General features: G+C 65.1%; 17 protein-coding genes. 7 read left to right on the top strand and 10 right to left on the bottom strand.

From position 1 onward, the window contains the following. The first annotated feature begins 3 nt into the window (after positions 1 to 3). Positions 4 to 657 carry a TetR family transcriptional regulator gene (locus C4E04_RS13255; protein WP_109597982.1) on the top strand — a complete coding sequence of 218 codons (654 nt, stop codon included), beginning with the start codon at positions 4 to 6 and terminating at the stop codon, positions 655 to 657. Positions 658 to 899: 242 nt separating this feature from the next. Here C4E04_RS13255 and C4E04_RS13260 read toward each other — a convergent pair whose 3' ends face one another. Both C4E04_RS13260 and C4E04_RS13265 read right to left on the bottom strand, forming a co-directional pair. Beyond that, entirely contained in the window at positions 900 to 2,285 is a 1,386-nt protein-coding gene (locus tag C4E04_RS13260) for a class II 3-deoxy-7-phosphoheptulonate synthase (RefSeq protein WP_109597983.1), read from the bottom strand. Positions 2,286 to 2,737: 452 nt separating this feature from the next. Then, the gene (locus C4E04_RS13265) at positions 2,738 to 4,405 is read right to left on the bottom strand and encodes a cadherin domain-containing protein (RefSeq protein WP_162559392.1); all 1,668 of its coding nucleotides are present in this window, start codon (positions 4,403 to 4,405) and stop codon (positions 2,738 to 2,740) included. Positions 4,406 to 5,292: 887 nt separating this feature from the next. Here C4E04_RS13265 and C4E04_RS13270 point away from each other — a divergent pair. Both C4E04_RS13270 and C4E04_RS13275 read left to right on the top strand, forming a co-directional pair. Then, positions 5,293 to 6,375: a type III polyketide synthase gene (locus C4E04_RS13270; RefSeq protein WP_109597986.1), complete on the top strand. Its 1,083-nt coding sequence runs from the start codon at positions 5,293 to 5,295 to the stop codon at positions 6,373 to 6,375. A 5-nt stretch (positions 6,376 to 6,380) separates the two neighbouring features. Continuing rightward, on the top strand, positions 6,381 to 7,169 hold the full coding sequence (locus tag C4E04_RS13275; protein WP_109597987.1) for a methyltransferase domain-containing protein: 789 nt from the start codon (positions 6,381 to 6,383) through the stop codon (positions 7,167 to 7,169). Here the strand turns inward: C4E04_RS13275 and murI are convergent. The 4 genes from murI to C4E04_RS13295 form a co-directional block, all read right to left on the bottom strand. Beyond that, complete coding sequence (murI, locus tag C4E04_RS13280) at positions 7,141 to 8,007, bottom strand: glutamate racemase (protein ID WP_109597988.1); 867 nt, start codon at positions 8,005 to 8,007, stop codon at positions 7,141 to 7,143. The two genes, C4E04_RS13275 and murI, sit on opposite strands and share 29 nt — an antisense overlap. 31 nt (positions 8,008 to 8,038) lie before the next feature. Next, positions 8,039 to 9,241: an alpha/beta hydrolase gene (locus C4E04_RS13285; RefSeq protein ID WP_109597989.1), complete on the bottom strand. Its 1,203-nt coding sequence runs from the start codon at positions 9,239 to 9,241 to the stop codon at positions 8,039 to 8,041. Positions 9,242 to 9,313: 72 nt separating this feature from the next. After that, the gene (locus C4E04_RS13290) at positions 9,314 to 10,036 is read right to left on the bottom strand and encodes an RNA methyltransferase (protein WP_109597990.1); all 723 of its coding nucleotides are present in this window, start codon (positions 10,034 to 10,036) and stop codon (positions 9,314 to 9,316) included. A gap of 223 nt (positions 10,037 to 10,259) precedes the next feature. Continuing rightward, positions 10,260 to 10,553: a hypothetical protein gene (locus C4E04_RS13295; protein ID WP_109597991.1), complete on the bottom strand. Its 294-nt coding sequence runs from the start codon at positions 10,551 to 10,553 to the stop codon at positions 10,260 to 10,262. 276 nt (positions 10,554 to 10,829) lie between these two features. On the opposite strand from C4E04_RS13295, the gene C4E04_RS13300 reads away from it, so the two are divergent. The 3 genes from C4E04_RS13300 (at position 10,830) to C4E04_RS13310 (ending at position 12,886) form a co-directional block, all read left to right on the top strand. Next, a complete protein-coding gene (locus tag C4E04_RS13300; protein WP_109597993.1) occupies positions 10,830 to 11,213 on the top strand; it encodes a phospholipase A2 family protein in 384 nt (127 codons plus the stop codon). Positions 11,214 to 11,324: 111 nt separating this feature from the next. Continuing rightward, complete coding sequence (locus C4E04_RS13305; RefSeq protein ID WP_109597994.1) at positions 11,325 to 12,539, top strand: NADP-dependent isocitrate dehydrogenase; 1,215 nt, start codon at positions 11,325 to 11,327, stop codon at positions 12,537 to 12,539. Between the two features lie 152 nt (positions 12,540 to 12,691). Further along, the gene (locus C4E04_RS13310) at positions 12,692 to 12,886 is read left to right on the top strand and encodes a hypothetical protein (RefSeq protein ID WP_109597995.1); all 195 of its coding nucleotides are present in this window, start codon (positions 12,692 to 12,694) and stop codon (positions 12,884 to 12,886) included. A gap of 39 nt (positions 12,887 to 12,925) precedes the next feature. On the opposite strand, the gene C4E04_RS13315 is transcribed toward C4E04_RS13310, so the two are convergent. Next, positions 12,926 to 13,243 carry a hypothetical protein gene (locus C4E04_RS13315; RefSeq protein WP_109597996.1) on the bottom strand — a complete coding sequence of 106 codons (318 nt, stop codon included), beginning with the start codon at positions 13,241 to 13,243 and terminating at the stop codon, positions 12,926 to 12,928. A gap of 330 nt (positions 13,244 to 13,573) precedes the next feature. On the opposite strand from C4E04_RS13315, the gene C4E04_RS13320 reads away from it, so the two are divergent. Continuing rightward, positions 13,574 to 14,038 carry a GFA family protein gene (locus C4E04_RS13320; RefSeq protein ID WP_245416100.1) on the top strand — a complete coding sequence of 155 codons (465 nt, stop codon included), beginning with the start codon at positions 13,574 to 13,576 and terminating at the stop codon, positions 14,036 to 14,038. Positions 14,039 to 14,053: 15 nt separating this feature from the next. Here C4E04_RS13320 and C4E04_RS13325 read toward each other — a convergent pair whose 3' ends face one another. The 3 genes from C4E04_RS13325 to C4E04_RS13335 form a co-directional block, all read right to left on the bottom strand. Then, a complete protein-coding gene (locus C4E04_RS13325) occupies positions 14,054 to 14,818 on the bottom strand; it encodes an SDR family oxidoreductase (protein ID WP_109597997.1) in 765 nt (254 codons plus the stop codon). A 108-nt stretch (positions 14,819 to 14,926) separates the two neighbouring features. Next, positions 14,927 to 16,900, bottom strand: a complete 1,974-nt coding sequence (locus C4E04_RS13330) for a VWA domain-containing protein (protein WP_109597998.1) — start codon at positions 16,898 to 16,900, stop codon at positions 14,927 to 14,929. Positions 16,901 to 16,989: 89 nt separating this feature from the next. Next, on the bottom strand, positions 16,990 to 18,156 hold the full coding sequence (locus tag C4E04_RS13335) for a cyclic nucleotide-gated ion channel (RefSeq protein ID WP_109598000.1): 1,167 nt from the start codon (positions 18,154 to 18,156) through the stop codon (positions 16,990 to 16,992). Positions 18,157 to 18,161 lie beyond the last annotated feature (5 nt).

An 18,161-nucleotide genomic window follows, 5' to 3' on the forward strand; every position in this document is an offset into this window, starting at 1 on the left:
CCTATGCGCCTCGACATCGGACGAACCAATCAAAAGGCACGGACCCGGCAGGCTCTGCTCGCAGCGGCCCGGTTGCTGATGGAGCGCAATGAGCCCGTCAGCGTCGCGGCAGCCGCCGACGAGGCCAAAATCTCCCGCGCTACCGCCTACCGGTACTTCTCGAATGCCGATGTCCTGTCCCTGGAAGCGGTCCTCGACGGCCGGGTCGCCACGCCGCAGGAAATCGTCGGCGACGCGCAGGACGTGCGGGAACGGGTCCACCGGGTGCAGCGCTATCTGTTCGCCCTGACCAGGGGCTCCGAGGCCAAGTTCAGGATCTTCCTGGCGCGTGCTCTGGATTCCTGGGTGGCCGATGGCGGCCGTCCGGACCGCCAGATCCGGGCCGGGCGCCGGCTGCCCATGTACGAATTCGCCCTTGCGCCCGTCCGCCCCCGCATGACCGAGGAGGACTTTACCCGGCTGGTTCTTTCGCTGTCGGCTGTCTCGGGGATGGAGAGCTATCTCGCCCTCAAGGATGTGTGCCGGGTCGATGATGCGACCGCCGACACGGTCGCGGCTTCGGTCATCGACGCGGTTCTTGACCGATTCCTGCCGAAGGACCTGGGCCGGGCTGAGGTGGACAGTCAGGTGGGCGGATCGGAGCCGATGAAGACCTGAAGAACTGCCAGGCTCCGACGGAACCCGAAACGGCCTAGTTCGTTGTCACGACACGAGACGAACGGGAGACAGCGATGTTAAAAGGCGGCCTTCTCTGGCTTATCGGCATTCCGCTGCCGATCATTCTTATTCTCTTCTTTCTCGGTTACTTGCACTGAGACAGATTTCGACCTCCAGGGACCTTCAACTTATCAAAAGGGGCGCTTTCGCGCCCCTCTTTTTCTTGCCTTGGCAGAGATCGACTACTCGGCGGCTACCGCGTCGGGCCGCTCACGACCCTGACGCTCCTGCTTGACCAGCTCCGAGGTCAGGAAGGCGATCTCCAGAGCCTGCTCCGCGTTGAGGCGCGGGTCGCAATAGGTGTGGTAGCGATCCATCAGATCCGCGTCGGTCAGCGCCCGGGCGCCGCCCGTGCACTCCGTCACGTTCTTGCCGGTCATTTCCAGGTGGATGCCGCCCGCATAGGTGCCCTCGGCCTGGTGGACGGCAAAGAAGTCGCGCACCTCGCTCATGATTCGCTCGAACGGCCGGGTCTTGTAGCCGGAGGCCGCCTTCACGGTGTTGCCGTGCATCGGATCGCAGGACCATACCACCGTGCGGCCTTCCTGCTTCACGGCCCGCACGAGCGCCGGCAGATGCTCGAACACCTTGTCGGCACCAAAGCGGCAGATCAGGGTCAGACGGCCAGCTTCGTCCTCAGGATTCAGCTTCTCGATGAGCCTCAGGAGATCGTCCGGCTTCAGGGACGGGCCGCATTTGAGGCCGATCGGGTTCTTGATGCCCCGCATGTATTCCACGTGGGCATGGTCCACCTGACGGGTCCGGTCGCCGATCCAGACCATGTGGCCGGAGGTGGCGTACCAGTCGCCGGTGGTGGAATCGACCCGGGTCAGGGCCTGCTCGTAGCCTAGGAGCAGGGCCTCGTGGCTGGTGTAGAAATCCGTCGAGCGCATCTCGGGATGCGTCTCCGGGTTCACGCCGATGGCCCGCATGAAGTCGAGGCTCTCGGTGATCCGCTCGGCCAGCTCGCGATAGCGCGAGGATTGCGGGGAATCCTTTACGAAGCCCAGCATCCAGCGATGGGCGTTCTCGAGATTGGCGTAGCCGCCGGTCGCGAAAGCCCGGATCAGATTGAGGGTCGCGGCCGACTGGCGATAGGCCATGAGCTGCCGGCGCGGATCGGGAATGCGCGATTCTGGCGTGAACGCGATATCGTTGATGATGTCGCCCCGGTAGCTCGGCAGTTCCACGCCGCCGACCGTTTCCGTATCGGAAGAGCGCGGCTTGGCGAACTGGCCGGCCGAACGGCCCACCTTCACGACCGGCGAGCTGCCCGCGAAGGTCAGCACCACGGCCATCTGCAGGAACAGGCGGAAGAAGTCGCGAATATTGTCGGCGTTGTGCTCGGCGAAGCTCTCGGCACAATCGCCCCCCTGGAGGAGGAACGCCTCACCCTTGGCAACCTTACCGAGGGCCTTCTTCAGCTTTCTGGCCTCGCCTGCAAAAACCAGCGGCGGAAACCCGGCGAGCTGCTGCTCGACGTTTCCAAGCGCCTCGAGGTCCGGATAGGCCGGGACCTGCTGGATTGGCTTGTTTCTCCAGCTTTCGGGCGTCCACCGCTCGTTCATGACACACTCCTCGTGTCGTTTGATGATCCTCATCGTTCACCGCAATAAGCGGCACGAAAGGGCACCTATACACGACATATTCCAAAAGGCGAGTGCAGAGAATCGCGCACCCTGGTCTTTCTTGCCTCGAGTTCCAAGCACGTCCAGGGCCCGAAATTCGGGAAGATCGGCCCTCCTCAGATGCCTGCTCTCCCCTTTAGCAAGCCGAATATTTCCGGGATCGCGGAGAGAAAGAAGAGCGGTGGAGAGGGGCCACACGCAAGTAGGACGAAGCGCGACCGGATTCCCTCCCCCTTGTGGGGAGGGTCAGGGTGGGGGTGTGAGCGCCACGTTCTGAGAATTCAGAGCTGACACCCCCACCTCCACCTCCTCCCCACAAGGGGGAGGAGAGCAGCGCAGCGCTTCCCCCGAGAGCTTGAGCCGTGGGGAGGAAAGCCGGTTGAGGGTCTCCCTCAGATGAAGAAGAAGTCCTTTTCGGTCAGCTTGAGGCCCTTCTTGAGGGTCGCAATCTCGACCGCAGCCTTCGACCCGGACCCATCCGCATCATAGGACAGCACGCCCGTCTTCTTGTCGTAGATGAAGAAGTCGTTGGCATCCTTGGCCTTGTCGCCCACCGTGAAGAACTTGCTCGCCATCTTCGCCGGCTTGGCCTCGCTGCCCTTCTTGATCGCCGCATAGAGGCTCTTGTTGGCCTTGAACAGGCTGTTCTCCAGCCAGAGCGTGTCGTCCTTGACGGTAAAGTCGGCGATCTTGTCGAGGTTGGTCTTCTTGTTGAACTTGGCATCGAACACGAAGATGTCCTGGCCCGCGCCGCCATACAGCACGTCCTTGCCGGCCCCGCCGTAGAGCCTGTCATGGCCGGACAGCCCCTTGAGCACATCGTGGCCGTCCGCGCCGGTGAGCCGGTCAACCCGCGCCGTGCCGCGCAGGCTCAGCGCCACCGGGCCGGACGGGTTGCCGGCCCCACCGGACGAGCCGCCCCCTCCGCCGGCGGGCGTGTCGGCCACGTCGGTCACCGTGACGGTCACTGTCTCGGAGCGGGCAAGACCGTAAGCATCGGTCGCCGTGAGGGTGAGCTCATAGGCGTGCGGGCCGGTCTCGTAATCGGGCGCCTTGAGCAGCACGAGCTTCGTGCCGTCGAGCTTGAACGTGCCGGTCGGATCGGTGAGCGCATAGGTGATGGCATCGCCGTCCGCATCCGTGGCCGAGACGGTGGCGACCGTCGTGCCGGCGGGCGTGTTCTCGGCCACCGCGGAGGCCGACAGGGTGAGGCTGGCGGGCGCGGTGTTGGAGAGCACGACCGTCTTGTCGGCGAACTGGGCAAAGCGGATGTTGCTGAGCGTATCGGTGCCGTCGCGGCCGGACACTTTGTCCTGCACCTTGAAAAAGAGTCCTCCCCCCTCCAGGCTTTGAATAGAGTAATCGGCGGCTTTGCCGGAGAAGACCGCCGTGTTGACGCCGCCGCGGCCGTCGAGGGTATCGTCGCCTTTGCCGCCGGTCAGGACATTGTTGCCCGCATCACCTTTCAGCAGGTCGCCGGCTTCTCCGCCGATGACGTTCTCGATGTTCTGCAGCGTATCGGTATGGTTCGGCCCGACCGCCTGCGGCCCCGCCAGGCTGAGATCGATGATCACGCCATATGTTCGGTCTTCATACGAGACCGTATCGATGCCGGCGCCGCCATCCACGACGTTGTTGCCCGCTCCGGGCAGGAGGACGTCGTTGCCGCCATTGCCGGTCAGGGTATCGTCACCGTGTCGCCCCTCGAGGCGGTTGGCGCCGTCGTCGCCGATGAAGGTGTCCTTTCCGGCGGATCCTGTGAGGTTCTCGATATGGATCAGAGTATCCATCCCCTCGCCGGTGTTCTGCGCGGTGGTGAGGCGCAGGTCGACCGTCGCAGCATGGTCGAAGGCGACAGTGTCGAGGCCGCCGCCGCCATCGATTAGGTCATCGCCGAGGCCGCCATAGAAGACCTCGGTGCCGGCGCCGCCATAGGCGGAATCCTGCCCGTCGCCGAGACTAATATATCCAAAGAGAACGCTGCCCAGCTCCCCGTGATAGGTATCATTGCCTTTCGTGAGATCGACGATGCCCTTGATCGTTCCGCTGTTGGTGATCACGTCATCCCCGAGCGAGGCATAAATGGCATAATCTTGATTTCCTGGAAAATCGACGGCTAGCCGACTTTCGATGATTCCTGTGTTGGTGAGCACGAGACTGTCGGTTGGGCGTTGCCCAGAGAAGTTGATCGCTTGAGACTGCAGCGAGCTGATGTGGCCCGCATTCTCGATGATCGACGGGCCAATGAGACTGATGGTCGAAGCTCTAGTAACGCTACCTGAATTCGGGTCTGCGTGGACGTACCCTTCTGCCCCAATGGCGATGTACGAAGGGCCGCTAACCGCAATTGCGCCACGCAGCTTTCCGTAGACCTCACCGTTGATCGTGAGGCGCGTCGGAACAGCGGCGGTCGCGGCGCTCTGGACATAGACGCCGAAGGACGCCGCCCCCGTCGCCCTGAATAGGCACCCTCGTCGACAAAGAGGATATCGTCCTTTTCCATCGTAAGGGCCGGCGTATTGTCCGCCGTCGTCCCAAGAGGTTCCTGTGGGGTAATGGTATAGGAGTTGGGCATCCGGACGATCCGAAGAAAAGGAGGATAAGATTTCTCCAATTTATGCTATGTAATAGCATTTATACAATTGAAAGCCTGCAAGGATCACTCTCGGCGGCGCATCGCCGCAGGCCGTTTTGCCCGATCACTGCAGAATCTGCGCGGACTCAGGAAGCTAAAAGAGCCGCGTTACTGATACAGTCCAAGGAAAGCCAGCCTATCACACCTACTCACTCGCCAATCCCCGGCCATGCCGCCCTTCAATGTCACCCTCGTCTTCTTCAGGGCACTTCCAGAGTCACACTGATGTGATGGCCCTATGCCGTTTCGGCGGAGGGATCGGCTGGCCGCCATGGTATTCTCGGGTCCTCGACGGTGTTTCGGACGGTCACCATGACGGATGCTTACATCAACGGCATCGGCACCGCGGTTCCACGCCACGACGTGCACGAGACCTTTATCGCTTCCGTCGACCGGCGCCTGCCCGATCGGCGAAGCCAGATCCTGTTCCGGCGCATGGTCCAACGAGCCGGGATCGATCATCGCTATTCCACCCTGGAGCCCAACCCGAACCTGGACGAGAGCGTCGACCGGGAGGGCCTCTACCGGTCCGGCAGCTTCGCCGGAACGGCGGCGCGCATGGCCCGTTTCGAGACGCAAGCGGTCGAGCTCGTCCTGGAGGCGGTCGAGGCGCTTGGCCTCGGAGACCGCAAGGATGGGATCACGCACCTGGTGGTGGCGAGCTGCACGGGGTTCACGGCTCCAGGCCTCGACCAGCAGCTCATCGACCGCCTCGGCCTGCCCCCCTCGATCGAGCGGACGGCGATCGGTTTCATGGGCTGCGCGGCCGCCGTCAACGCTCTCAGGATCGCCCGCCATATCGTGCGCTCGGACCCCACCGCCAAGGTGCTGACAATCAATCTCGAGCTCTGCACCCTGCATCTTCAGGATTCTTCCGACATGGAAATTCTCCTGAGCGCCCTTCTCTTCGGCGACGGCTGCGCCGCAAGCCTGGTCTCGGCGACGCCCGAGGGCATCGAGCTGAAGGATTTCCGCTCCGTGACGATCCCGGACTCGCAGGATCTCATTACCTGGCGCATCGGCGATACGGGCTTCGAGATGGCGCTGTCCGGTGAGGTTCCGGCCCGGATCGCAAAGGCGCTGCGCCAGGAGGCCCTGCGCAATGACCGTGACGGCATTTTGCATGGCCAGAGCAAGGACGAGGTCGACCTGTGGGCCGTCCATGCCGGAGGGCGGACGATCCTCGACGCGGTCGAGCAGGGCCTGAGCCTCGGCCCGGACGCCCTGCGCTGGTCGCGGGATGTGCTGCGGGATTTCGGGAACATGTCCTCCGCGACCCTGATGTTCGTGCTCCAGAGGATGATGCAGGCCCGCGTCTCCAACGCGCTCGGCCTCGGGATGGCCTTCGGACCCGGACTGGTGGCGGAAACCTTCCGCTTCAGCCTTCCTGGCTAGCCAATATGGACACGGGCCTCTCCCGCCGCAGCGAGGCCGTGGAGATCATGGACGGCCAAGCCGTTCCTTTCGAGGAGTACCGCGCCTATCTGGCCGATCTCGCACGGGTCAACACGGCAACGCTGGCGCACCGGCCCATTCTTCGCTGGCTCGATGACGCCGTCCGTGCAGTGCCTCGCGAGGTCCCGCTCACCATCCTGGATGTCGGCTACGGCCATGGCGACCTGCTCCGTCGGCTCCGGCGATGGGGCATCGCGCGCGGGCGGACGCTCGACCTCCTCGGGATCGACCTCGACCCCGCCAGCGAAGTCATCGCGCGGGATGCGACGCCGGCAGGCGACGCCATCGACTACCGCACGGGAGACGTCCTTCGCTTCGAGCCGGAACGATCCATCGACTACGTTCTCTGCTCCCAGACCGCGCATCACTTCTCCGACGCCGATCTGGTGATGCTCGTCCGGTGGATGGAGCGCGTGGCCATACGCGGGTGGTTCATCGCCGACCTGCACCGGCACGCCCTGGCGTTCCACGGCTTCCCCCTCCTGGCCCGCCTGGCCGGATGGCACCGTTTCGTGCGGCACGATGGGCCGATCTCCATTGCCCGAAGCTTCCGCCGCGCCGACTGGGAGCGCATCCTGCGTGACGCGGGGCTCGACCGGTCGATGTCGACGATCCGCTGGCACATTCCGTTCAGATTGTGCGTCGGGAGATTACGCGGCGCTTCGACGTCTTCCGGCCGCAGAGGAGCAGCCGGAATGTCCTTCCCTACTTCAGCGGCCAATCCTCGATCGTGACGGCCGGCAGGCCCTTTATCTGCAGAGCCGTCCGAAGCGCCTCGTTGAGGCCTCGCCCGGCGGTGAAGACCGCGAGAGACTCCTCATCCCCTTCCTCGTGGCCCGGCACCGGGCCGCCGAGGAGGTGCACCACCCGGCGGGCGATGGCGGGGGCGGGATCGATCCAGGCCACCGGCCACGGGGCGAGCGCCTTCAGGCGCGGCAGCAGCAGCGGGTAATGGGTGCAGGCGAGCGCGACCACGTCCGTCCGACGTCCACCCTCCTCCACGAAACAGGGAGCAAGCTCCGCCGCAAGGTCCGCATCCGGAACCGGGCGACCTTCCAACTCGGCCTCCGCATAGGCGGCGAGCTTCGTGGAGCCGACGAGATTGACCCGGCAGCCCGACGCATAGGCCGCTACGAGGCCGCGGGTATAGTCCCGCGCTACCGTGCCGGGCGTAGCCAGGACCGTCACGACGCCGCTGCGGGTGATCTCGGCGGCCGGCTTGATGGCCGGCACGGTGCCGACGAAAGGAAACGGGAAGCGCCGGCGCAGGTGGGGCAGCACCAGGGTCGAGGCGGTGTTGCAGGCGATTACCGCGAGGTCAGGACGGTGGAGCACGGCGAGCCGCTCCATCACGGTCAGCACGCGGGCGACGAGGGCCTCCTCGGACAGGCGGCCATACGGAAAGGCCGCATCGTCCGCCGCGTAGACGAACCGGGCATCCGGGCGTGCCTTCAGGACCTCGGAGAAGACCGTAAGGCCCCCGAGACCGGAATCGAAGACCAGGATGGTCGGTACGGGAGCCGGCATGACCGCGGGGTTATAGGCGGTTCCGGCCAGAAGATCGACACGCATGGAGGGAGATCTCCGTTCGCCCGGCCCCGGTTCAGGAGCGGCCGCCCAGGAAGTCGGACAGGCTCTGGCGCGTCTCCGTGGGCGCGAGGTTGAGCTTGCGCCGCGGGCCCCTCTCGGGCTTCTCGTCCTCGACCTGCCCCTTCGGCATCTGGGCCGAGAGGCGGCGCACGGGCCAGCCGTCGGTCCAGGTGGTCATGTCGATGAATTTCGGGTCTCGGGCCAAGGAAGCCGCGTCACGGCCCGCGAAGGCCGCCTCCGCGGCCATGTCGAAGGTCTTCCAGAACGCAAGGTAATCGAGCGCATCGGTCGGGTTGTTCCCGAGCTGCGCGGTCAGGATCGTCTGGGGGCCGGACAGGGACATGTCGGCGCTCCACTTCCAGGTATTCTTCTGCTTCGGATCCCGGGGCGGATCCGGCGGGAGCTTGATGGCCGAGGCATCGTATTCGGGTTTCGGGGAGCCGGGCGAAGCCAGGGTCGCGGTCAGGGCCGGAAAACCGTGGTCGTCGGAACTGGCGCGCATGAACAGCTTGCGGCTTGCGGGCACGCCCTTCGAGGCCTCGAAGATCCGGCGAGCAGCACGGTCGCTCGGCAGATGATCGCGATCGCCGCTCATGGCGATGAGGAGGGTCGAGGGATCCACGGTCGAGAGATCGCGCAGCATGATGCCCCGCTCCTTCTCATTTGACGCGATGCCGCCCGGCATAAGGCCGAAGATCAGCTTGGGAGCCGGCACGTCCGATTCGGCGACACCCGCCGCCACGTTGAACGCAATCGGCACGCCAGCGGAATGCCCGATGAAGGCCACACGATTCAAATCAGGCCGCGCCTTCTCGTCGTTGGCCAGATGCCCCAGTCCGTCACGGATCAGGGTCTCGGCCAGATCGGTGGCACTCGCAGGGCGGGTGCGGTTCACTTCCTGGAAACGCGGGAACAGGACGAGATAGCCCTTGCGGGCCAGGTGATCGATAAAGCCGCCATAGAGGGCCGGGTTCACGGCTCCCCAGGAATGGAAGAAAACCACCACCGGGCGGGGCGCCACAGGCGTGTCGTTGCCGTAGAAGACGAAGCTTCCCGCGCTGACGGTGCCGGTCCCGGTCTTGATGACCTCGGCGATCTTGTAATCCGCCCCGCCCGGCCCCTGCTCCGGCTGCTTGGGAGGTGAGGCCGCGAGGACCGCCGGGGCGATCAGGCAGGAGCCAAGAAGGAGAAAAGCGGAAAGCGGGCGGCGCATCATGCGTCTCTGGTCTGGTCAACGCGCGAAAGATCTCGCGCCCCGCACTAAAGCAGAAGATCTTTAATGGTTTCTCTAGGGTTTTCTTTCCGCAAGGGCACGAATCGCTCCGCGCAGGGTGCGCACGTCCTGCTCGGTCAACGCGAGGCGATGAAAGATGTCGCGCATGTTGCGGACCATGATCGGCCGCTTGTCCTCGGGGAAATAGTCCAGGGAATCGAGCGCGCCTTCGATATAATCGAAGAACGAGACCAGCATCTCCCGCGGGGCCGGCAGGCTTTCCGTGCCGCCCGCGAAAGGCAGCGCGCTGCCCGTGGCCTGCCGCTGCCACTCATAGGCCATGAGAAGAACCGCCTGGGCCAGGTTGAGGGAGGAGAATTGCGGATCGACCGGGAAGGTCACGATGGCGTCCGCAAGGGAGATTTCGTCGTTCTCGAGCCCGGTGCGCTCCCGGCCGAACAGGATGCCGACCCCCTGCCCTTCCCGGACGCGCCTATGCGCCTCCGCCATGGCGGGCTCCGGCCCGAAGACCCGCTTCATCTGCCCGCGCGCACGGGCCGTGGTGGCGAGGACGAAGTTGAGGTCGGCGATCGCCTCCCTGGCCGTGTCGTAGAGCTTCGCGCTCTCCAGGATATGTGTTGCGCCCGAAGCCGCCGAATGGGCCCCCTTCTTGGGCCAGCCGTTACGCGGCGAGACGAGCCGCAGTTCGGAGAGGCCAAAATTCGCCATGGCGCGGGCGACCATGCCGATATTCTCGGCGAGCTGCGGCTCCACCAGGATGATGACGGGATGGTTCATGGGACATTCTCGAGAGGTGCGATCCGCGAAGGCATGACACGACCCGGAGGAGCAAAGTCAAGCGGGCCCCAGGCTCCTGCATCACGGTGGTAGGCTCAATGGCACTGGACCAACGGGTGCCTCCCAAAAGAAAACCTCCCCGCGAGGCTCTCGCCGGGAGGTTGAAGATGGGCCAATGGAGGGGCGGTTTTCCGCCCTGCCATCGACCGCTTGGCCTGCGCGCTTACCAGCAGCCCCAGCCGCAATAGTAATGCGGACGGGCCGCGGCCGCGCCGATGGCTGCGCCGCCGATCACGCCGACAGCCGTGCCGACCGCAACCTGGCTCGCGGCCTGGTTCGACTGGGCCACGTTGTTGCGGTAATTGGCGTCGGTGCAGCGGGCATAGGCCTTCGTGCCGGGCTTCAGGCCCGATTCGACGCAGACGTTCTGGGCATTCGCCATGGATTGCTCCGCGGTCTGGCATCCAGCCAGCAGCAGGGCGGTGGCCCCCATTCCGATGATGATAGCAAGACGCATGTTCAGCTCCCCAAAATTGAAAAATCGGCAGATCGCCCGCGGGTACAAATGGAATATCATGTCATGAGTCAAGCGATATTACGTTAAGTTACCCAAGGGACTGTGCATAAATTCATGACGGCCACGCTGTAAAAGCGGTGCGGCACCACACAGGCCGGGCAATGGATACCCAGGAACCGCAAGGAGCGGGCCCGGAACCTTCGAGAGCCTTGGCCATTTTCCCATCCGCCGTGCGGGCCGCGCGTCACGGCCCTGACCCGACGGAGAATCCCGACCATGTTCCGCCTGCCCCCCCTTTCGGCCGCCCTCGTCGTTCTGCTGACAATGGCGGGCGGGGCTTCGGCGGCACCCGCCGCCGTGACCACGCCGCCTGCTGCCCCGCTCTTCCACGGCCATTGGTGCGGTGCGGGCGACGAAAACCGGGCGGCGCCTGTCGACGCCCTGGATGCCGCCTGCCGGGCACATGACCTCTGCTACGAGCAGAGGGGGCGCGGCGCCTGCACCTGCGACAAGGCTTTCCTGAAGGCGACCGGCCGGCTGATCACCAATCCGAAGACCGACGAGACCCTGCGCAGCAAGGCCGCCACCGCCAATTCCCTGTTCAGCGCCACCCCATGCGTGGAGACCGGGCGCAAAGGCGCCCGCGCGGCCCGGCGCTAGGCCTTCGGCGAAAGTCGACCCTTCCTTCCCGGCCCCAGTCGCGCTATAGCCCGCGCCACGATGCCCGCTGTCCGGCGGGCTGTCCGAAGGCTTCAAGCACAAGGTGAGATCATGGCGAAGATCAAGGTGGCCAATCCGGTCGTCGAACTCGACGGCGACGAGATGACCCGTATCATTTGGCACTTCATCAAAGAAAAGCTGATCCACCCCTATCTCGACATCGACCTCAAGTACTACGACCTCGGCATCGAGCATCGCGACGCCACCAACGACAAGGTCACGGTCGAGGCCGCGGAAGCCATCAAGAAGTACGGCGTCGGCGTGAAGTGCGCCACCATCACGCCGGACGAAGCCCGCGTGAAGGAGTTCAACCTCAAGGAGATGTGGAAGTCGCCGAACGGCACGATCCGTAACATCCTGGGCGGTGTGATCTTCCGCGAGCCGATCATCTGCAAGAACGTTCCGCGCCTCGTGCCCGGCTGGACGCAGCCGATCATCGTCGGCCGCCATGCCTTCGGCGACCAGTACAAGGCCACCGACTTCAAGGTGCCCGGCAAGGGCCGCCTGACGATCAAGTTCGAGGGCGAGGACGGCACGGTCATCGAGAAGGAAGTCTTCAAGTTCCCGGACGCCGGCGTCGCCATGGCGATGTACAACCTCGACGAGTCGATCCGCGACTTCGCCCGCGCGTCGATGAATTACGGCCTGAACCGCAAGTACCCGGTCTACCTCTCCACGAAGAACACGATCCTCAAGGCCTATGACGGCCGCTTCAAGGACATCTTCCAGGAAGTCTACGAGAACGAGTTCAAGCAGAAGTTCGAAGCCGCCGGCATCACCTACGAGCACCGCCTCATCGACGACATGGTGGCCTCGGCCCTCAAGTGGTCGGGCGGCTATGTGTGGGCCTGTAAGAACTACGACGGCGACGTGCAGTCCGATACGGTCGCGCAGGGCTTCGGCTCGCTCGGCCTCATGACCTCCGTGCTGATGACGCCGGACGGCAAGACCGTCGAGGCGGAAGCCGCGCACGGCACCGTCACCCGTCACTACCGCGAGCACCAGAAGGGCAAGGAGACCTCGACGAACTCCATCGCGTCGATCTTCGCCTGGACCCGCGGCCTCGCGCACCGCGCGAAGCTCGACGACAATGCGGACCTCGCCAAGTTCGCCAACACCCTCGAGAAGGTCTGCGTCGACACGGTCGAATCCGGCTACATGACGAAGGACCTCGCGCTCCTGGTCGGCGCCGAGCAGAAGTGGCTCTCCACCACGGGCTTCCTCGACAAGATCGACGAGAACCTCAAGAAGGCGATGGCCGCGTAAGGCGAGCCCTTTCTTTCCTGCTTCGCGAAAGCCCGGCTCCGGCCGGGCTTTTTGCTGCCTGGTCTCCAGCCTGCTCATCCCGGAGGACGTGCGCCCTTCTTGCCGCTCCGGCGCGGCGCGCCAGATATCCGCGAAAGGAAGAAGGAAACCCCATGAGCAAGGACGACGCCATGCCCGACAGCTCCCTGGACTACGCCGTGCGCGAATACCGGCGCCTCCTGGACGAAGCCCGCCGCGGCGAGCGCCCCTGGGATCACAGCGCCACCGTGAGGGCCCTGGCCGAGAAAACGGGCGTCACGGTGGAGGAACTCGAGGCCAGGCTCGGCCCATCTGCATCCCATTCTTGAGCAAGACTCTCCCGGCCAGGTCGGGCCGGAACCGGAGTGTCAATCTTCGCGGGAGGCAGCCGCCGCGCTGGCCGCAATAATGTCGTCCACGCGCGAGCGCGCGTAATCCCACGCGCTGAATGAAACGGGGTCCATGTCGCCGGACACGACGATGTAGGGATCGTCTCCAAAGGTCGTGTAGAGGTCGTACATTTCGGACGATGTAAGGCCGTCTCTGAGGTATCCTACCAGACAGGTATCGACAATCGTGCGGGCTGCCGCCAGCGCCTGTTCCTTCGTGTCGAAGGTCCCCGCTTCGTACTCCTCGTCTGGGTCCTGATAATGAAAATTGTCGGCAACAATGACCTTGTATGGCAATCCCGGCTGCCTTTCCCCGTGTCAACCAAGCACGCACTAGATACCCGCACGGCGTTTCAGACGCCAAACGCGCATTCGGATTGCCTGCGCTGCATCATCTGAAAAACATGCTCTTTGGAGAAACGCACCACATTAGGTCGGAAAGCGCAATGTCGGAGATTACCGGCCTGCTCGGGGAAGCACGTTGCGATCGCAACTATGGGATTGGCGACGGCCCGGCACCCCCCCTTTGCGGGAAGGAGCTTGACCGCAGAAGGAGTTGAGGCTGCGATGTAGCATCACTGGTGAGCAGGACGGTGGTAGTCTGCTCCTACCGTCAAGGAGATGTGAGTGACCGAACCTCAGCACTACCCCGCAACCGGAGGCTGCCAGTGCGGCGCGGTGCGCTATGCCCTGCGCTCCGCGCCGACCGGCGCCGGCATCTGCCATTGCCGCATGTGCCAGAAGGCCTTCGGCAACTACTTCGGCGCCTTCGCGGGGGTTCCGATGGCGGACCTCGTCTGGACCCGGGGCGAGCCGGGCATGTTCAGGAGTTCCGAGGCGGCCGAGCGGGGTTTCTGCCGCGATTGCGGCACCCCGCTCACCTTCCGCTACCGTGAGAGCGGGCGCATCTCCGTGTCGATCGGAAGCCTCGACGCGCCGGAGGGGATCCGGCCCGAGATCCAGTACGGCATCGAGAGCCGCCTGCCCGCCTTCGAGAACCTGCACGCGCTCCCGGGCGAGCGGACGGAGGACGCGGTGACGCCGGAGGATCTCATCCGGATGACCTCGCGCCAGCACCCCGACCACGACTGAAGGCGCCTGCCCCGCTTACGTCCGGTTGACGGACACGCCGCCATCGGCGAGGAGCGCCGCGCCGGTCGTGAAGCTCGATGCGTCTGACGCCAGAAAGAGCGCCGCGCGGGCGATCTCGTCCGGGCGCGCCAGGCGCTTGAGAGCGTGGAGGCCTTCCACGAAGGCGCGCGCATCGGGCGTCGGCATCCAGGCCTCTGCCATCGGCGTATCGGTGCCGCCGGGCAGGAGCGCGTTCACGCGGATGCCTTGGGAGCCGAACTCAACGGCAAGCGCCTGCGTGAGCCCGATCAGCCCCGACTTGCTCGCCGCATAGGAGGCAGCGCCCGGAAAGCCGGCCGTGTGGCCCACGAAGGTAGACGTGAAGATCAGCGACCCGCCTCCCCGCTCCATCATGGCCGGGATCTGGTATTTGGCGCCCAGGAACGCCGCCGTGAGATTGACGGCGAGCGCCTCGTTCCATCCATCGAGGGTGAGGCCCGGCGTCGGGCCCATCTCGCCGTTGGTGCCCGCATTGTTTAACGCGATATCGAGCCCGCCGAAGCGCTCGGTCGCGGTGTCGACAAGCCTCTTGGCGAAGGCCTCCTCGCGCACGTCGCCCGCGACTGCGAGCGCAGTACCGCCCGCCTCTTCAATCTCGCGCACCAGCCGCTCCAGCGCATCGGACCGGCGCGCCGCCACCACAACCCGTGCACCCTCTTGGGCGAAGAGCTTCGCGGTCGCGTAGCCGATTCCGGAGCTGGCGCCCGTCACGATGGCGGTCTTGTTCACGAGTGTCGTCATGGATGTCGTCCTTTCCTCGAGCATTGTGCTCGCGGATCAGTTCCGACATTCCCGCACGGGCAGCGACCCGTTTCCGCCGCCCGTTTCCTGTGATGGACGGCTGAGGGATCACTCCACCTTCAGCGCTTTGCGGGCGATGACCTTGTCGCCGTCGAGACCCGGGGCCGCCATGACATAGCGCACCTCGTACAGGCCAGGCTCGTCGGGCGCCGCCATGACGATGCGAGGCGCAGCCGCATCCACGGACTGGAACTGCGCCGCCCCATTGTCGGCCTCCGAGGGGGCCGAAATGGCGATATAGTCCCCCGCCCCTATGGGGCCGGTATAGGCCACCGTGATCTCCGCGCCCGCCTTGATACGGTCCGGCGCCGTAACCGTCGCGCGGGCCGGTTCGACCGTGAGAGGGCTCGCGGCAAGGATCTTGTAGACGCCGCCCGATTCCAGCACGAACCGCACCTCGTAGGCGCCGGGCTCGCCCGGAACATGCAGGACGACCTGCTCCCTGTCCTGCGGATATTCATAGGAAATCCACGCCTGCGCGGGCGCGCCCTTCTTGACGATGCCCACGAAGGTGTCGCCGCCGCCCTTGCCCTGGAAGCCGACCGGAATCATGGAGCCGGCCATGGCCTTGGGAGGAGACGACAGGGCGGCGCTCGCGGCCGTGACCTCGACCTTGCGGGAGGCCAGGATCTTCGGGTCGAGACCCGAGATATAGCGGACTTCGTAAATGCCCGGCTCGGCCGGCAGGCGCAGCGTCGCGGGGGAGCCGTTCTGCGCATAGACCCAGGAGCTGCCCTCAAAGGCGTTGGCATCCGTGCCGGGTTTAGCAAGGCCGACCCAGTCCTCCGCCGCATCGGGCCCCTTAAACGACACAGCGATTTCGGAGCCGGCCGCGCCCTTCGCGGGCGCCTCGATCGTCGCCGTCACGGCCGTGACGGTGATCTTCGCGCGGGCCAGCACGGCGCCCAGCGCATCATGGACGTAACGCAGCTCGTAGTCGCCTGGCTCGCCCGGCACACGGACCTTCAGGGGATTTCCATCCGCCGTGTAGCTGAACTGCCGGATCTCCAGCGGCTCGCCGGTCGACGACGCGAGAGAGATGTAATCGCCCTGACCGTTCGGCCCGGTCCATCGCACGTCGACCATGCCGGTGGCGGGCACGCTGGCCTTGACCGGCTCCAGGCTCGCCTTGGGCAACTCGCCCGCAAGCGGCACGACAATCCGGCCGGGCGCATCACGGGTGACATTCACGCCCACCTGCCCGGCCTTTGCGCCCGAGATGGCGGATATCCGGTAGCGGCCGGGCGGAAGCGCGATGCTGGAGAACGTCCCCTCCGCGAAAGCGCCGGCCTCGCCGTCGCGGGTGATCGTGAAGGTCGCGTCGGATACGGGCCGTCCTCCTTCCGTCGCCTCAAGCGGCACCGCGCGGGTGACGACGGCCGCTTTCGGCTTTGCCTGAACGGTGGTCTTCAGGGCCTGTCCAAGTTCGCCGGCATTCGAAGCGGCCAGGAACGTGCCGCCCGTGCGCTCCGCGATGCAGGAGAGTTTTGGCCGTTCCACGGCCGAAACATCGAAGCCGATCACATGCGCGACGAAGCCGGCATTCCGGCGCTTGAGCTCCTCGGCGAGCGCGCAGGGATCGCCCTTGCAGGTTTCGACCCCGTCCGTAACGATGATGACATTGCCCGGCTTGCCGGCCGGAAGCTGGCCCGCCGCCTCCTTCAGAGCGGCGGTGATCGGCGTCTTGCCCCGGGGCGTCAGCCGACTTGCGAGCGCCTGCACCTTCGCTTCATCCACGGCACCGACCGGAAGGATGGTTTCGATATCGCCGCAATCGCCTGCACGGCGATGCCCATAGGCTACGATGCCGAGGCGCGCGCCCTTCGGGAGAGTTCCGACGAGAGCCGAAACCGCATCCCGCGCGACCTCCATCTTCGCCTTGCCGTCGATCCGCCCCCACATGCTGTTCGAAGCATCGATGACAAGGACGGTCGGAGCCGCACCCTTTTCCTGCGCATTCCCTTGGGTCATTCCAAGAAGCGCGCAAAGCAGAGCGGCCGATACAAGAAAGCTGAGACGCATTGTAACGTATCCCGAAAACCGGGCGTCACATCTGATATAACAGACCTTACGTCAAGGCATGCGGGGCGATTCCGCGCAAAAACCTTTGGCTATACGCTCCGTCTGTCTTCCCTCGTGCGGACCACCTCCTCGACATGCCGCCTCATGGAGGGGTTGGTTTCCAGGAGGAGATGGAAGTCCTCGGCATCGAGCACGAGCAGCCGGCACGGCGTCGCGGCCCTGACCGTGGCGCTGCGGCGCCGCCGCTTCAGCACCGCCATCTCGCCGAAGAAATCTCCGGGGCCCAGCCGCACGACGTCGCCGGGGAGCATGATCTCCACCTCGCCGGAGGCCAGCAAATACATGGAATGCGCCTTCTCGCCCTTGCGCACGATGATGTCCCCGGGCGCGCAGGTCTGCGACCGCAGATACTGCATCACCCGGCCGATCTCTCCGGTGCTGAGCCCCGAGAAGAGCGGCACGCGCGCCGCCATGCTCCAGGTGATGATGAAGTCGCGCCGATGGATCTCCCGCGAGAAGGCACTGGCGATGATGCCCACGGGCAAAGCCAGCATGACGAGCCCCGCAACCGCCGTGATCCCGGCGATGACGCGTCCCAGCGGCGTCACGGGAACCACGTCCCCGTAGCCCACGGTGGTCAGCGTCACGACCGCCCAGTACATGGCCCTCGGGATGGTTCCGAACGCATCGGGCTGCGCCTCGCGCTCGACGAGGTTCATCACGGATGCGGCGAGGAGAATGGTGCCGAGGAGGATGATGCCGCAGGCGACGAGCGCCCGGCGCTCGGAGGCGATCGCCCCCGCGAGGCTCGTCAGGCCGGGCGAGTAGCGAGCGAGCTTGAAGAAGCGGAAAAGCCTGAGGAGCAGAAGCGTGCGCAATCCGCCGACATCCCAATAGGCGAGATAGAAGGGAAGGATGGCGAGGAGATCGACGATGGATTGCGGATGCAGCGCCCATGTGACGCGAGCCCGCCACGGCTTGAGATGGCGCCACGGCGCATGTTCCGGCGCGCACCACAGGCGCGCGGCATATTCCACCGTAAAGACGGCGCCGCTGACGATCTCGATAGCGAGAAACAGTCCCCGATAGGATTCCTGGATGGTGGGCTCGCTTTCGAGCACCACCGCCGTCACGTTGACCACGATGAGCCCAACCAGAACGGCATGGACCGCGTGGATGAGCGGATCGCCGACGCTGCTGCGCTCGAGGATTTCGTAGAGGCGGTGCCGGACCGGATGAGAGCTTTCCCGGGGCACGCCTC

It is taken from the genome of Microvirga sp. 17 mud 1-3 (assembly GCF_003151255.1).
Lineage (GTDB): Bacteria > Pseudomonadota > Alphaproteobacteria > Rhizobiales > Beijerinckiaceae > Microvirga.

What these genes read in the sequence shown, in the direction of transcription:
- C4E04_RS13255 (WP_109597982.1), top strand. Translation starts at nt 4, where the DNA reads ATGCGCCTCGACATCGGACGAACCAATCAAAAGGCACGGACCCGGCAG.
- C4E04_RS13260 (WP_109597983.1), bottom strand. Translation starts at nt 2,285, where the DNA reads ATGAACGAGCGGTGGACGCCCGAAAGCTGGAGAAACAAGCCAATCCAG.
- C4E04_RS13270 (WP_109597986.1), top strand. Translation starts at nt 5,293, where the DNA reads ATGACGGATGCTTACATCAACGGCATCGGCACCGCGGTTCCACGCCAC.
- C4E04_RS13275 (WP_109597987.1), top strand. Translation starts at nt 6,381, where the DNA reads ATGGACACGGGCCTCTCCCGCCGCAGCGAGGCCGTGGAGATCATGGAC.
- murI (WP_109597988.1), bottom strand. Translation starts at nt 8,007, where the DNA reads ATGCGTGTCGATCTTCTGGCCGGAACCGCCTATAACCCCGCGGTCATG.
- C4E04_RS13285 (WP_109597989.1), bottom strand. Translation starts at nt 9,241, where the DNA reads ATGATGCGCCGCCCGCTTTCCGCTTTTCTCCTTCTTGGCTCCTGCCTG.
- C4E04_RS13290 (WP_109597990.1), bottom strand. Translation starts at nt 10,036, where the DNA reads ATGAACCATCCCGTCATCATCCTGGTGGAGCCGCAGCTCGCCGAGAAT.
- C4E04_RS13295 (WP_109597991.1), bottom strand. Translation starts at nt 10,553, where the DNA reads ATGCGTCTTGCTATCATCATCGGAATGGGGGCCACCGCCCTGCTGCTG.
- C4E04_RS13300 (WP_109597993.1), top strand. Translation starts at nt 10,830, where the DNA reads ATGTTCCGCCTGCCCCCCCTTTCGGCCGCCCTCGTCGTTCTGCTGACA.
- C4E04_RS13305 (WP_109597994.1), top strand. Translation starts at nt 11,325, where the DNA reads ATGGCGAAGATCAAGGTGGCCAATCCGGTCGTCGAACTCGACGGCGAC.
- C4E04_RS13310 (WP_109597995.1), top strand. Translation starts at nt 12,692, where the DNA reads ATGAGCAAGGACGACGCCATGCCCGACAGCTCCCTGGACTACGCCGTG.
- C4E04_RS13325 (WP_109597997.1), bottom strand. Translation starts at nt 14,818, where the DNA reads ATGACGACACTCGTGAACAAGACCGCCATCGTGACGGGCGCCAGCTCC.
- C4E04_RS13330 (WP_109597998.1), bottom strand. Translation starts at nt 16,900, where the DNA reads ATGCGTCTCAGCTTTCTTGTATCGGCCGCTCTGCTTTGCGCGCTTCTT.